12 protein-coding genes, 1 tRNA gene and 1 other RNA gene are annotated in these 14,407 nt (G+C 62.8%); 2 read left to right on the forward strand and 12 right to left on the reverse strand.

Translation table 11 applies throughout. The annotated features are described in order from the left end of the window. Nucleotides 1-41: 41 nt before the first annotated feature. The 3 genes from recR to ffs form a co-directional block, all read right to left on the reverse strand. A complete protein-coding gene (recR, locus tag H7E91_RS06825) occupies nt 42-671 on the reverse strand; it encodes a recombination mediator RecR (protein ID WP_422111035.1) in 630 nt (209 codons plus the stop codon). Continuing rightward, nucleotides 671-3,175, reverse strand: coding sequence for a DNA polymerase III subunit gamma and tau (locus H7E91_RS06830; RefSeq protein WP_182354347.1), 2,505 nt, complete (start codon nt 3,173-3,175; stop codon nt 671-673). Before H7E91_RS06830 ends, recR begins: the two co-directional genes overlap by 1 nt. Nucleotides 3,176-3,269: 94 nt before the next feature. Next, an RNA gene (gene ffs, locus H7E91_RS06835) (signal recognition particle sRNA small type) lies at nt 3,270-3,365 on the reverse strand. 809 nt (nt 3,366-4,174) lie between these two features. On the opposite strand from ffs, the gene H7E91_RS06840 reads away from it, so the two are divergent. Then, entirely contained in the window at nt 4,175-4,864 is a 690-nt protein-coding gene (locus H7E91_RS06840) for an SDR family NAD(P)-dependent oxidoreductase (protein WP_182354348.1), read from the forward strand. Here H7E91_RS06840 and H7E91_RS06845 read toward each other — a convergent pair whose 3' ends face one another. The 8 genes from H7E91_RS06845 to H7E91_RS06880 all read right to left on the reverse strand — a co-directional run bounded on the left by H7E91_RS06845 (nt 4,865) and on the right by H7E91_RS06880 (nt 11,962). Next, complete coding sequence (locus H7E91_RS06845) at nt 4,865-5,833, reverse strand: ABC transporter substrate-binding protein (RefSeq protein WP_182354349.1); 969 nt, start codon at nt 5,831-5,833, stop codon at nt 4,865-4,867. Nucleotides 5,834-5,845: 12 nt separating this feature from the next. Beyond that, nucleotides 5,846-6,667 (reverse strand): ABC transporter ATP-binding protein, encoded by an 822-nt coding sequence (locus H7E91_RS06850; RefSeq protein WP_182354350.1) that lies wholly within the window; start codon nt 6,665-6,667, stop codon nt 5,846-5,848. Continuing rightward, nucleotides 6,664-7,428, reverse strand: coding sequence for an ABC transporter permease (locus tag H7E91_RS06855; protein WP_182354351.1), 765 nt, complete (start codon nt 7,426-7,428; stop codon nt 6,664-6,666). Before H7E91_RS06855 ends, H7E91_RS06850 begins: the two co-directional genes overlap by 4 nt. Beyond that, nucleotides 7,425-8,213 carry an ABC transporter permease gene (locus H7E91_RS06860; protein ID WP_182354352.1) on the reverse strand — a complete coding sequence of 263 codons (789 nt, stop codon included), beginning with the start codon at nt 8,211-8,213 and terminating at the stop codon, nt 7,425-7,427. The genes H7E91_RS06855 and H7E91_RS06860 overlap by 4 nt, the downstream gene beginning before the upstream one ends. After that, nucleotides 8,210-9,733, reverse strand: coding sequence for a class I adenylate-forming enzyme family protein (locus H7E91_RS06865; RefSeq protein WP_182354353.1), 1,524 nt, complete (start codon nt 9,731-9,733; stop codon nt 8,210-8,212). The genes H7E91_RS06860 and H7E91_RS06865 overlap by 4 nt, the downstream gene beginning before the upstream one ends. Next, nucleotides 9,730-10,146: a PaaI family thioesterase gene (locus H7E91_RS06870; RefSeq protein WP_182354354.1), complete on the reverse strand. Its 417-nt coding sequence runs from the start codon at nt 10,144-10,146 to the stop codon at nt 9,730-9,732. Before H7E91_RS06870 ends, H7E91_RS06865 begins: the two co-directional genes overlap by 4 nt. After that, nucleotides 10,143-11,174: a zinc-binding dehydrogenase gene (locus tag H7E91_RS06875; protein WP_206680375.1), complete on the reverse strand. Its 1,032-nt coding sequence runs from the start codon at nt 11,172-11,174 to the stop codon at nt 10,143-10,145. Before H7E91_RS06875 ends, H7E91_RS06870 begins: the two co-directional genes overlap by 4 nt. 122 nt (nt 11,175-11,296) lie before the next feature. Beyond that, the gene (locus H7E91_RS06880) at nt 11,297-11,962 is read right to left on the reverse strand and encodes a VOC family protein (protein ID WP_182354355.1); all 666 of its coding nucleotides are present in this window, start codon (nt 11,960-11,962) and stop codon (nt 11,297-11,299) included. A gap of 287 nt (nt 11,963-12,249) precedes the next feature. Here H7E91_RS06880 and H7E91_RS06885 point away from each other — a divergent pair. Then, nucleotides 12,250-12,337: transfer RNA gene (locus H7E91_RS06885), tRNA-Ser, on the forward strand. A gap of 205 nt (nt 12,338-12,542) precedes the next feature. Here the strand turns inward: H7E91_RS06885 and H7E91_RS06890 are convergent. Then, nucleotides 12,543-14,231: an alpha/beta hydrolase gene (locus H7E91_RS06890; protein ID WP_182354356.1), complete on the reverse strand. Its 1,689-nt coding sequence runs from the start codon at nt 14,229-14,231 to the stop codon at nt 12,543-12,545. Between the last annotated feature and the right edge of the window lie 176 nt (nt 14,232-14,407).

Genomic DNA, 14,407 nt, shown 5'->3' on the forward strand with positions numbered 1-14,407 from the left:
CACGATACGGATGGTGAGAAGCGCAATAGCCAAACAGCGTCTCAATCAGCCATTTCACCGCTTGAGCGGTGAACCATCGTCCTGCCTTCGAACGCGCGAGAGAGCGTGATCTCATCCGCATACTCCAGGTCACCACCCACGGGCAGACCGGAGGCTAGCCGCGACACGTTGACGCCCATGGGTGCCAGCGACCGGATGAGGTAGGAGGCTGTTGCTTCCCCCTCGATGTTTGGATCGGTCGCAATAATGATCTCCTGGACCTTCCCGTCAGCCAGCCGGGTGAAGAGCTGCCGGATCCTCAGATCCTCGGGGCCGACTCCCTCAATGGGATTGATGGAGCCGCCGAGTACGTGATACTTCCCGCGATATTCGCGCGTCCGCTCGACCGCCACAATGTCCTTGGCCTCCTCGACAACACAGATGACAGAGTCGATGCGCCGTGCGTCACTGCAGATTCGGCAGATCTCCTGCTCAGTTACGTTGCCGCAAATCTCGCAGAACCGAACCCTGGCTTTCACTGCGCTCATGGCATCGATGAGCGCCTGGACATCCACCTCCTCGGAGGAAAGGATGTGGAACGCGATCCGCTGAGCGCTTTTTGGGCCAATGCCGGGCAAGCGGCCGAGCTCGTCGATGAGGTCCTGAACTGCCCCGTCATACACTCCGGCCACTACGACTCCTCTTCCACTTCTTCGATGACGCTACCGCCGAGAACCTCTAGTACGATACTGAGCCCGATACCGTGTGCTTCGAGCGCCAACGGGTCGTCCCTCGACACGAGCTCATGTTCGGTCTCAACGTCGATGGTCTCTTCGACAGGCTCTGGGGATCCTCGATGGCTAGCGAGCCTCGCGAATGTGTTCGCGCTACTGGTGGACGGAGCGCCCGGAGTTGCCGTACTGGGAGCCTCTCGTGGGGGCGGGGCGGGGAACCTCGGCATCGTAGCAGGCGGCGCGGCCGGGAAATCTTCCCTCACAATATCCGGCAGGTCGGGAGGCAGTGAATGAGGCCCTAGCCCATACTCGTCCTCATCGTGCGATGGCTCGACCTGATACGACGACGGATGCGATTCGCGGGACTGCGCCCTCGTGGGCGAGCCACCGAACGGCCCGCTTTCTTCCGGCGACATAGCCGAACCGCCACTGCGGGCCGAAGCCCGAGCGATGGCGGCAGCTACGCTACCCTGCCCCTCCGGCTGGCTCGGCGATGAGGCGGATTGCCGTGAGAGATCGGGGACCGCCGACAGTGAGCCACCGCGTGACTGGGACGTGGGATGGGCGCTCGGCGCGGACGCCGGACTGCCAACGGCGCGCTCAGGTGATGAGGTAGCAGGTGAGGCTACCTGTGAGTCAGCCTCCGCATCGTCAGGCTCGCGATCATCGCTTTCACCTGCGGGTTCGTGCGTGCCAGCGACACCGACACGCACCGTCAGGGGCTTGCCGAGCTTCTCGCTGAAGACGACCTCAAGGCCCACAGCCCGTCCCTCGCCGGTGAACGCGTCCGCGAAGTTCTTCGTCTTGAAGTCGACGTGCACCACCCCGCCGACGACAGACACTGCGCCTTCGCGATGCCGAATGAAGTCGGACGTGCCCTTCGGAACTCTCGGATCAGCCATCGCTTCACGCCATAGGCCGCGGAGCACGGCAAGCATCTCCTTATCCGAGATCTCCGGCTCCTGTGGCGTCACTGGCGGGGTAGGCGGATGAGCCCTCGTACCGTCAGCTTCGGCCGAGCTGGCGTTCTCCGAACGCGCTTCACCCCGCGTTGAGGAGTGTTCTCCACTGGGAGCCTGGTCCTGCCGGGAGGCTTGTTCTTCGGCCTGGTCCTGAGGCGAGGTTTCCGCAGGTGTCGGAGATGGCGACTCCTCCCGTGGCGGGACAAGACGTTCGGGGGCCTGCTGAGCCGGTTCGGAGGCGGGTGGTGCGGCCTGGACCGGCGGCGCCGGCGGACGCTCCTGCTGGTTACTCTCGGGCCGAGGCTCTCGTTTCTTGCCGAAGCTGCGGGCCGCCGCACGAATATCGGCGAGGTCTGCTCCGCTCGCCGCCGGAGAGCTTGACACAGCAGGTGTAGCGCTATCGGAGGCAAGAAGAAGCCGCGCGCACAAGAGTTCGAGCTGAAGGCGTGGAGAGGTCGCACCGACCATGTCGGACAGTGCGCTATTCGTGAGGTCCGCACATGCGGTGGCGCGGGCCGCTCCGATCCGTTCGGCCTGTTCCCTCATCCTTCCTAACTGGTCCTCCGGCACTGTGGAGAGGACATCCTTCGCAGAGTCACCCGCGAGGGCGATGACGACGAGATCACGAAGCCGGTCGAGTAGATCCTCGACGAAGCGGCGCGGGTCGTGGCCGGATTCGACAACGTCGGCAACGGCGCCGAAGAGTGCCTCACCGTTAACGTCGGCAATCGCGTTAACGGCCGCGTCAAGCAGGGCACCGTCCGTGTACCCGAGTAAAGAGACCGCGGTCTGGTAGTCGAGAACGCCATCCGTCGCGCCGCCGATGAGTTGGTCGAGGACCGAAAGGCTGTCTCGCACAGACCCGGTGCCTGCGCGGACGACGAGAGGGAGCACCCCTGCTCTTACCTCAATGTCCTCCTGAGTTGCGAGATCGGCGAGGTAGTCCTCGAGAATGCCGGGCGGGACGAGCCGGAAAGGATAGTGGTGTGTGCGGGAGCGGATCGTGCCAATGACCTTGTCCGGCTCCGTCGTCGCGAAGATGAACTTCACGTGCGGGGGCGGCTCTTCTACGAGCTTGAGAAGCGCGTTGAAACCCTGGTTCGACACCATGTGAGCCTCGTCGATGATGAACACCTTGTAGCGATCACGTAGTGGCGCAAAACTAGCGCGCTCACGGAGTTCGCGAGCGTCATCGACACCGCCGTGAGATGCTGCGTCCATCTCGACGACATCGAGGGAGCCGGTCCCACCACGGGATAGTTCGATACAGGATTCACATTCCCCGCACGGTGTGGCGGTCGGCCCTTCAGCACAGTTGAGACAACGGGCGAGAATCCTCGCCGATGTCGTTTTTCCACACCCGCGTGGGCCAGAAAAGAGGTAAGCGTGGTTGGTGCGGTCGGCTTCGAGCGCGGCCATGAGCGGAACGGTTACGTGCTCCTGGCCGACAACCTCGTCGAAGGTCTCTGGCCGATAGCGTCGATACAGTGCAATGCTCACGGGCACAGTCTAGTTCCCCCGCTCGGCTTTATTCGAACGTCGTGCACCGTAGCGGTTCTCTCGGGGTCATGCGACGTCGCTGTGCGCACGGGATGTAGAGGACTCCCCACGCACCCGCCAGAGCCCGCATTGCCTTGCTGCCTTCCGACCCTGGGGCGGTATACGAGGTGGCGTCACGTGGGGAGCCGCGTCTAGCCTAGCGCACAACGTGCAGACGAGAAAATGTAGAGACACGGGCTGCCGATGACTCCTGTAGCTATCGCCGCGTTCCGACACTGCGATCACCCTGACCTGTCGAGCTGAACCACCTCACTCGCAGGCAGTCTTTTCTGAATCTCCATCGCGAGGGCGACGCACTCTCGATCCCACGTCGCAGTCTTTCTGAGCCGAGCATTCCTGTCTCTTTAACGAACGTCGCGTTGAATCTCTCACGCCATCTGGGCACACGTCACCACGGGCCGCCTACCGACAAACGATTCGGGATTCTCCACATTGATATCGTTTTCGAAACTGAAGCCATCGGTCGGACTGGATTCCATGGCTAGCCCCTCATACCGTTTGGAGGATATGCGGTGGTCACTATTTTTGGTTCAACGATGACAGCCGCATAAGTCTTCGTTGCCGCAGCTGGCTGCACAACAAAGCCTTGAGTTGCATAGCATCGCTTCTCGCCAGCTTTGACACTCCTGCGTCATGGGGACCCCAGAGCCTGGTCAGTAGACCGACTCATAAAGTCTCTCCAATCCCCTGACTCTTCCTTGTGGCCCGACCAGTGACCTGCGTGTGTATTGCGTAAGGGGGCCGGCAGAACCCGGCAGAGAGAATCTCCTCTGCTTGATTTCAGCATCGTGGCTGGCGGCCTTGCTGTTGTCGTTGCACCTGACTCTGGCTCGAAGCCGAGCTCTGAATGGACGGGCCTTTACGCTCATCCTCCATCCCCTGGCGACACCGGTTCACAGAGGCTGATCACGCGAGCAAGGTGCCTGGGATACTGAACGCATGAAGACTCTTTTCCTCACGGGGGCTAGCCGCGGAGTGGGCGCGGCCCTGGCCGACCGCCTCGCCGACTCGTGGCGCCTCATTCTCCTTGCTCGCAATGAGGACAGCGCGGCCGAACTGCAGGCGCGGCACCCCCGGGCCTCGATCATCGCCGGCAACCTGTCCCAGGAGTCGGCCGCGCGGTCGATCACGGAGAGCATCGATACCATGCTCGGGGACGACGGGCTCGATGCGTTCGTCAGCTGCGCCGGCATCGAGGGCGCGGCGCCCCTAGAGAAGACGACGGATGAGTTCCTCCGACAGGTCTTTTCGGTCAACGTCCTCTCCCCCGTCCTCCTCACCCGCGGTCTCCTACCGCGCCTGCGGCAGGCGCGCGGCACTGTCGTTTACGTCGGCTCGACGGCCGCCCACCTCGACTTCTCGGGTTGGCTGCCCTATTCGACGAGCAAGGCCGCCCTCGAAAAGGCGGCCGCTGTGCTCCGATCCGAGGAGCGGGCGATCCGGGTGAGCACCGTGACCCCGGGCCGCATCGACACCGACATGCAGAGGGACATGGCGGAGAAGGAATTGCGTGAATTCGATCCTTCCACCGCCATGTCCCCCGATTCGGTCGCGTGGGCGATTGAGATGGCGCTCGAAGCACCCTCTGATTTAGCAGTCGATAAACTGACGATTACCCCGCACAGTTAACTATTCGCCGTCCGGCGCGACGAAGAGTGTCGCGTAGTTCGGCTCCTCCTCGATGACACCGAGCTCGACGGCGGCCTTGGCGTAGACCTCGACGGACTCGGTATCGAGCCCCGGCTCGAACGTTGCGAAGGAGATGTTCTCCGCGACAGCCTCTTCGAGACCGATCTCCGAAACGGCGAGCTCGCGCAGACGGTCCGGGTTCTCGGAGGCGAATTCATTCGCCCTGCTCATCGCCCTCTGGAAGGCGGCAACCGTCTCGGGGTTCTCTTCCGCGTAGTCGCCTGAGGTGATGTAGTAGCCGAGGGTCGAGTTCGGGAACGCTGACGCGAAGTTCGCGAGCACCGGGCGGTAGCCGTTGTTGTAGGCAATGGTCTGGAAGGGCTCCACCATCCAGATCGCATCGACATCGCCCCGCTCGAGGGCGGCTGACATGTCCGAGAAGTTCATCGGGACGTACTCGATGCCGGAGCTTTCGACGCCCAGGTTCTCGAGAGCAACGGGGATCGTGACGTCGCCGAGGTTTTTCGTCGAGTTAACGGCGATCGTCGTCCCCGCCAGGTCCTCGGGACCCTGGATCTCGGAGTCCTCAAGCACGAACACGCGGGACGAGGTCTCGTCCTCCTCACCGGCGACGCCGCAGCAGTTCGAGACGAACTTGATGTCGAGCCCCTGGTCGATGGCGGCCAGGTCCGAGACGACGTTCGCGTAGCCGATCGGGCTCTCGCCATTGACGACAGAGGGGATGATCGCGGATCCGGACTCGGCGATCTTCACCTTGACGTCCAGGCCCTCCTGCTCGAAGAAGCCCTCCTCGACGCCGAGGTAGAGCGGCGTCGAGTCGACGGTCGTGATGTGGTAGACGGTCATAGGGGTCAGCCCATCGGCCGTCTCCTTCGTGTCGGAGCCGCACGCCGCGAGGCCCATGAGGCCGGCAATTGCAAACGCAGAGATCTTTCCCAGTGTCTTCATGAGTGTCCTTATTCAGATGATGTATTCAGGGAGCGGGCCCTGATCGGTGGGGGTGACAAGGTTGCGGATCGTGCCGAAGATCTCGGCGCGGTGCTTCGAGAAGGCGGGCAAGGCTCGGGTCTTGAGCTGGCTTCGCTCCCTCGGCAGGTCGATGTCGATGATCTTCTCGATCCTGCTCGGGGTTTTCGACAGGATCGCGACCCTGTCGGACAGGTAGACGGCTTCGTCGACATCGTGGGTGACGAAGACGAACGTCGAGTTCATCTGCTCCTTGACCCGCAAGAGCAGATCTTCGAGATCGTTGCGGGTCTGCGCATCGACCGAGGCAAAGGGCTCGTCGAGGATCATGACCTCCGGCCGGTGGGCGATAGCGCGGGCGATCGCGACGCGCTGCTGCATTCCGCCCGACAATTGCCACGGATAGCGCTCACCAACGCCAGCAAGGCCGACGTTGTAGAGGCTCGCCTCGACACGCTTGTTGATCTCGGCTCGATCGATGCCGTGAGCCCTGAGCGGCAGTGCAATGTTCTTCGCCACGCTCATCCACGGGTAGAGGGAGCGAGAGTAGTCCTGGAAGACGAGGGCAATCTCCCGGGGAGGGCCGTCGATCCTCTTTCCGTCGAGGAGAACCTCCCCACTCGTGGCCTCGAGCAGTCCCGACACCGTGCGCAGGAGAGTCGTCTTGCCGGCGCCCGAGGGGCCAACGATCGTAAGGAATTCGCCGTCGTAGACGTCGAGGGTGACGTCGCGTAGCACCTCGGTGCCGCTGTCGCGGCGCCCGCGGGGCGGGTAGGTCTTGTGGATACCGTCGATCCGCAGTCGGACGTCAGTCATAGCGTGTCCCTTCCATGCAGGCCCCGGTCCCAGGCCAGCAGTCGCTGTTCGATGAAGGTGAAGGCGGTCGTGAGCGCGAAACCCAGCACACCAAGGAGAACGATGACGCCCCAGACCGCGCTCTGGTCGAACGAGTTCGAGGCCGTCACGAGGTAGGCGCCAATTCCCTCTCGCGATCCCCTCATCTCACTCGTGACGACAAGGATGAGGGAGAGGGGAATGGCGACGGTGATCCCGGCGACCGCACGCGGCAGGACCGCGGGTATGACGACGAACGCCTGCTTCGTCCATCCAACAATTCCGAAGCTCTTCGCCGTGTCGTGCGATTCCCGGGGGATCGAGCGGACCCCATCAATAACGTTGAGAAGCACAGGGAAGAGCGTGCCGAGGGCGATGATCGTTACCTTCATCTGGTCGCCCAGACCAAAGATGACAATGGCGAAGGGGATGAGTGCAGTGGCGGGGATGGCTCGGACGAACTCGAGCGTCGGCGTCAGACCGTACCGGACGAAGGGGACCTGGCCGATGAGGAGGCCGAGCGCGAAACCACCGACGATGCCGGCGAGGAGGCCGACCGCGAGGTTCGCAAGGCTCGACAGCAGATCGGGCCTGCCCTCCCCCATAAACCAGTACTCCCACACGGATTGCAGTACGTCGGGGGCGGCCGGGTAGTAAAGCTCAGTCGAGTTCGTCGACGTCACCCACCACAGGGCGAGGACAAGGATTGCGCCGAGTAGTCCGAGTGAGACATTCGTTCTCATGCGACCTCATTCCGGTACGTCTCGTGCCACGACAGGGCCCGGCGCTGAACGGCGAGGAAGGCTGTGTTGAGGCTGAACCCGACAAGACCGATGACAAGGATGTAGGCGTACATGACCGGGAGGTTGCCAGCAGAGTCAGCCGAGCCGAGAGAACTTCCCAGCCCCTCCATGCCCATGAGCAACTCGGCGGTGATGCAGAAGATGAGGGCCGTGTTGGAGGCGATGCGGACGCCCGTCATGACCTGGGGCAGCATCGACGGGATGATGAGATGGCGCAGGCGCGCGACGTACCCGAGCGAATAGGCGGCGGCCGTGTCCCGCGCGACGGGATCGATGTTCCTCGTTGCTGAGATGGCTGACATGAGCATCTGGAACAGCGCGGCGTAGGCCGCGATGAACACCTCGGCGCTCTTGCCCGTGCCCAGGGTGAAAATGACGAGCGGGATCATCGCGATCGAGGGAATCGGCTTGAGGAACTCGATGACGGGTCCGAACAGCGCCGACAGGTGCTTCGACGAGCCGAGCGCGAGTCCGACCGTCGTGCCGAGGACGACGGCGATGAGCAGGGCTTGGCCCCACGCATAGAGCGTCGCTCCAACTGCAGCCCAGAGGGAGGCTGAGCCGAGCATGCTCACGAGCTGGGAGAGGATCTGCGTCGGCGCCGGTGCGAACCTTGTCGGGATGTATTCCGCGATCGCCGAGATCTGCCAGAGGACGAGGAGAAGCAGTGCGGTGGCGAGCGGGAGCCCGATCCGCACTGAGAGCCGGCGATAGTCGAGCATCATGCGCCACCCCCAAGAAGTGCAGTAGCCCGCTCCGCGAGCGCATTCTTGTCGACCTTGTTCGTACCGGACAAGGGCATGGCATCGGTGAAGAAGACGCGGCGCGGGTGCGCATACGGCTCCAACCTCTCGAGCGTCCACTCCTTGAGATCCTGCTCGGAAACCTCCGAGCAAATGACGACGAAGGCGACCGGTTTCGCACCCTTGACCTCATCCGCCACGGGGACGACGGCGGCCTCCCGCACATCGGGATGCTCGAGCAGGATCTGTTCGACAACGGCTGGGTGGACGTTTTCTCCGCCGGAGGCAAACATGTCATCCACCCTCCCGGCGAAGGTGTAAAAGCCCTCCGCGTCGCGCCGGAACAGATCGCCTGTCGGATAGAAGCCCTCCTCATCGACCGGACTGGCGGGCCCGCCCAGGTAGCGGGAGAAGGAGGCGGGTGAGCTGATCGAGAGGCTGCCGAATGCCTCGGCGGGAGCCTCGCCTGCGTCTGCCCCATCGGTGACGACGATAAGGCCGTTTTCGTCGAGAAGACGGATCCGCACAGCGGGGTGGGCGACTCCAACGGAGTTCTTCGGAGTCGGACGTCCATCTGGCGGTGCGAAGGCAACCGGGCCTGACTCTGTTGTCCCGTAACCGATTGATAGAGCCGAGTTCGGGAACGCCGCCTCGATATCGTCGATGAGGTCGTCTGTCAGGGGCGCCGAGCCAAGGCTGTGCTCGGTGACCGAACTGAGGTCGAGCTCGGCGAGAAGATCCTTCTCGCGCAGCGCGAGCGCCATCATCGGCGGCACTCCTGTCGTCTTCGTGACGCGGTGCTCGGCGATGGCGCGAAGGAAGCCTCGTGCCTCGAAAGCTGGCTGGAGGACGACGCGGTCGCCATGAAGGAGTGCCGCCTGAACGGTCGCCAGCCCGTTCATGTGGTAGAGCGGTGCGGCAACGAGGATTGTCCGGCGCCCGCTGTCGGCGGCCCGCTCCCCCTGGTCGAGGATCCACGCGTGCGAACCGTGAGAACGGACGACGCCCTTTGGCCTGCCGGTCGACCCGGAGGTGTAGAGCACGAGCGCCGGGTCATCCCAACCGACGTCCGCAGCCTCAGGCTGCTCGCGGTCCTCGGAGCCGAGCACGTCGAGTCGGACTGCCCGTCGCGTCGTCCGATCGTCGCGGTCGACGAGGATGAGACTCGGATCGCTATTGTCGAGGACGTAGTCAAGGACCGGTGCGGGAAACTTGTGGCTGATCGGGATGATGACGGCACCGGCCCTCATGACCCCGTAGAACGCAGCCAGCCAGTCGATCGAGTTGAGTCCGATGATCGCCACATGGTCACCTCGCTCGATCTTGCGAGCGGCGAGATCCGCCTGGACTTCGAAGATGCGGCGCAGGAACTCGCCGTATGTCACCTGGCGACCGTCCGTCTCGGCGATCGCTAGTGCGTCCGGCTCGACGGTGCTGATGGCGTCGCCGATGTTGACTCCCGCTGTACCGCGCGGAGTGCCGTTGCGTGGATGTCCTGTCATCGCGGGACCACCGGAGTGACCGCGGAGGCGGCGAAGGTGCCGCGAGCGATGGCGGCGGTCTTGCCGCCCTTGTTCGACAGTTCCGCCTCGGCGATGGCAACCGTCCGGCCGGGTTTAACGAGCCTGCCGGTCACGATGATCTTCCCGGGCGTCACCGCCCGAAGGAAGTGAGTCGTGAGGTCGATCGTCGGGGCGGTTCCGCCGAGAGAGCCAACGAGAGCGAAGCAGGAGGCGACATCGAGAAGTGCGGAGACGATTCCGCCGTGCACAACGGCGTCGCCCGTCGCGTTCGTCCACTCGCGCGTCGCCTCTGTCTCGAGCGTGATGCTGTCCTTCGTCAGGTCCATCACCGTGAGTCCGAGCCAGCGGTTGTAGGGGCCGGAGTCGATCGCGGCCTGAACTGCGTCGATCATGACTTATCTCCCCAAGGAGCAATGATGACCTTGCCGGTTACCTCACGGCGCTCGAGCCTCCACAGCGCATCCGCCGCCTCGTCAAGCGACACGACCGAGTCGATGACTGGGCGGAAGCCGTGCTCATCGATAAGGGTGATAAGTGCTTCGATATCCTCGCGTCCGAAGCCGTTGGACCCCTGGACCTTGAGCTCGAAGGACCAGATGTAGCGCAAGTCTTCGATCGGGTCGAAGCCCGCGGTCGCCCCGCACACGAGGATCGTCCCACCGAGCTTCGTCGACTTCAGAGTCGGGCGCCACGTGTCCCCACCCGTGTTGTTGACGATGACATCGAAGCCGGTCTCTGTCGAGTTACGAGAAGGCTTGCCAACATTCTCACGAGTCCACCGGTCAATCGCGACCTCACGGTAGTTGACATAGTCGTCCGCACCGTACGAGAGGAGTGCCCGACCCTTCTCATGCGAGCCAACGGCCGCCACCACGGTGGCGCCGAGCTGCTTGGCGAGGAGCACGGATGCCGTGCCGACCCCGCCCGAAGCCCCGAGAACAAGAACCTTGTCGCCCTCCGTGACCGCTTTCTTTCCGACGATCATGCGATGGGCCGTGCCATACGCGACCGGTAATGCCGCCGCCTCAGCGAACGAGACCGAGTCGGGAAGCGGGATGAGTTGGCTGGCTTCGACGAGCGCGTACTGGGCGAGACCGCCGTCCCGCACCTCGCCCATGAGGTTGAAACCTGAGTCAAGTGGGTTGACGACGACACGATCGCCGACCTCGATGCCGGTCACGCCCTCACCGACTTCGTGGACGGTGCCGGCGATGTCGAGACCGGGTACGACCGGCATGGGGATAGTGATCCCCGGCATACCACGCACTGTGAAAATGTCGTGGTAATTGAGCGACGAGGCCTCGACCTTGACGATCACCGTGCCTGGCTCGACCTGGGGCTTCGGGTAGTTCTCTTCATACGTAAGTCTGTCGATTGTGCCGTGTTCTCGAAGGACAACGGCTCTCATGGTTGTCGGCAATGGGTCTCCTCAAGGGTGCGAAAGGTCGCGCAAGGGATTGATCGGATGCGGTGGGGCCGTGAGTTAGCGCTGCCCAGCAATGTCGTGGACACAGGTGTGCCGCAATGCGGCGGTTCTGAAACTCAGATAGTCCAGGTGCCTGCAGGTCCACTCACGGCCAGTTCAAGGCACGGCGTACAGCCCTGACACTCGCCGTTTGGACAGAGGCGACAACACGCCTGGGTGCCAAGGGCAGCCAGGGGCATTCGGATCGAATCCGGGTTGTCCGTGCAAATGACGAACGACTCAAGGCGCGCCTGCGCCTCTGTCGACAGCGCAGGAGAGATCGAATCCTGCCAGTCAATGACAAATGGAATGGCGCCGTTCATGCCCCCATGAAGCGGGGACGTGAAGCGCCAGGAAATGAGCTCGCCATTGGGCCTGCGGCGAGAGGCAGGGGTGAGGTCGCCGACATCGACGCCAGCCGCACGGCCAGCAGCGACCGTAGCATCCGCATCCTCTGGATGGATCACCCACGTCGACACGACGGTCTCCGTCAGATCATCAACGTTGAATGGTCGAGGATTTTTTGGCTCTGGAAGGTCGTGGTCGATACCGAGGAGTTCGAGGTAATAATCCTCCCCAAGACTCACAAGGTAGTTTCTCGTGCCGAGCTTCTCGTGAGAGCCGCCCTTCTCGGGCCGCACGCCAGTCGCCGACTCGAATTCGGCCACGAGGGCGTCAAGGTCAGGATTTGCCACAACAATGTGGTCGAGGAGCGGTGGAACTACAGCACTGCTGTCAGCCATCTCCCCTCCTCCCTCGACGTCAATCGTCGCGTGCGTTGTCATTCTGGCAGGCGACTGTCTAGTTTGTACAGATATTCATTGTTGGAGCAGGTCACACCTTGGACTTTGGCGCACTGAATTGCAGTTGAATGCTGGGTCACGCTCGACCATGAGACGGTCGTACAGGAGACATTTCGCGCGCGTGAACTCTCGTGTGCAACATCATGGCCTTCCACACCGTCGAGATTTCTCTGGCAGAACCGAATCCGTTACGATGAGTGGGCATGTTGCGGGATCGTCGCATGCAAGGAGGATTCGCCTAGTGGCCTATGGCGCTCGCTTGGAAAGCGGGTTGGGTGCAAGCCCTCGGGGGTTCGAATCCCCCATCCTCCGCCAAGAGAACCAGTCACGCACGTGTGGCTGGTTCTTTCGTTTAGGGCACGTGAGCGGCGCCGCCGTGCGTGGGCACCGTGGGGTGCCAGATGATGGCTCGAGCGTGTCGAGACATCACGCCCTGGCCCTGTGTGCCCTCCGGGCCCCACAGGCTCGGGAGCTCAAGCATTGGTCAGCGAGCATCCTCTCAGCGATGCGCTGCTGTTGCCTACTGCTCGAAGGGCGGGATGGGCGCGTAGGTTTCGATCTCGGCCCGAATTCTGGATAGCGCTTCCTCGTCAAGACCTGAGTCGGCGGTGATCTGCTGCCATCCGGTGAGCGCGACGTTACCGTAGTTGTGACCGTAGAATGCGGGCACGGACTCGGCTCCTAGCATGTCGATGAACACCTGCAACCCCGTCACGACCGGCATCCATCTCATCGACGCGCTAATGTCATCGCTACGCTGATCCGGCTCCAGCCATTCGGGTGAGCTCCACAGCACTTTTGGTGACAGCCAGACAACGGGGTCCGACGGATGCTGGAGGTAGAGAACCCGCGGCGCTATCCACGGCCCTGTCAGCTTCTCCTCATCGCCCGTCTTTGAAATCCAGCGAACTTCGCGGCCGCCGCCCAGGACCGGTTGCCACGCTGGGCTCCCCTCGTCCCGCTGGGACTGCAGGGTGCTCCACAGCTCCGCACTTGGCGGGCTGCCGGCAAACATTGCGCCGTCGGTTCTCGAGCGCAGATCTGCCACATCGTCGAACGCCGCCTGGCCGCCGTGCGCACCAAGGCTGAGTCCATAGACAACAAGCTGGGGTCGATCATCCTCAGGTAGCTCTGACCATCGGGCATGAACCGCATCTGTCAGAGCAGTTGCTGACGCAACGGGGGCGTCCTCATCAAAGATGAAGGAAACCCAGCTTGGAGTGTAGGCATACTGCATCGAGGCAATGGCGGTATCGCCTCCGTGTAGGTATTCGATTGAGTCGATTGTCTGCGGCTCAAGCCAACCAGATCCGGTCGGTGTGGCGACGACGAGGACACTGCGATCGAAGGCGCCGGTCCGCTCAAGTTCATCTACGACCAATTCGGCGCGCTCTTGCACGGTTTCTGCCGATTCCAGTCCCGCATAGACGCGGATCGGTGTCATCGCCTCGCTCCCGGTGATGGTCTCGATATCCTCTCTGGTCGGGCCACCCCCGACGAAAGCGGCGCCATGCCGGCCCAGATCCTCCCACTCCATTGCGGACTCCGGTCCAGCGGAGCGATGCTCCGAACCCGGCTCAGTCGTCGTCTCATACGTCTGGTTGCGTGAGTAGAAGTACCGGTCGATTCCGACCATGACGACCGCGACAAAGATAGCTACGGCGGCGATGACGATGCCGGCCGTGATTGAGCTCGCGACGATCCAACTCCGCCTGCGCCTAAACCGGCCATACATGGCTCGCACGCCTTTGCCAATGAGAAGGAGGATGACCGTGAGCGGCAGGAAGGCGGTCAAGAAGCCGATGATGTTAACTTCATCGACCGGCGGCATGCTGACGAGCGCCCTGACGTCGTTTTGCCAGGTGATTGTCGCTGTTGACAGAGCCACGATCGCTGCGATCCAGGCGAGGCCGTAGACATACCACCACACTCGCCGGAAGGGCGGGACCGCACCGTCCTTCCACAACAGCCTGCGGATTGCCGACCAAGCGGCGACACCAATGAGGTATCCGGCAGCAAAAGCGAGTGCACCGAGGATGCCCTGAAGGACAGCGGGGCGCGGAAGGAGTGTCGGGGTGACGGAAAGGACTGCGAAGATAAAGCCAACGAGGGAGCCGACGAGGTCCGGCATCCACCACGGTTGCGTATTCATAGTCGAGCGGTCGAGGCCATTGCCGTGGTACGCCGGGGCAGTCTTTTGATCAGTCATCGCGTCATCCTGAATCAGCAGGCTCATTCCGACGCGGCGGGACACTCTGTCGGCGGGAGACCAGTCTTGTTATCGATCAGTCCACAGCCGCGGCCGTGACTACGGATCACGACGTTGGCTGAGCACCATCGTAGTGCAGTGATCAATCAAAGAGAACGTAGCGAGTCGTGATCTTT

It is taken from the genome of Flaviflexus huanghaiensis (assembly GCF_014118685.1).
GTDB lineage: Bacteria > Actinomycetota > Actinomycetes > Actinomycetales > Actinomycetaceae > Flaviflexus > Flaviflexus huanghaiensis.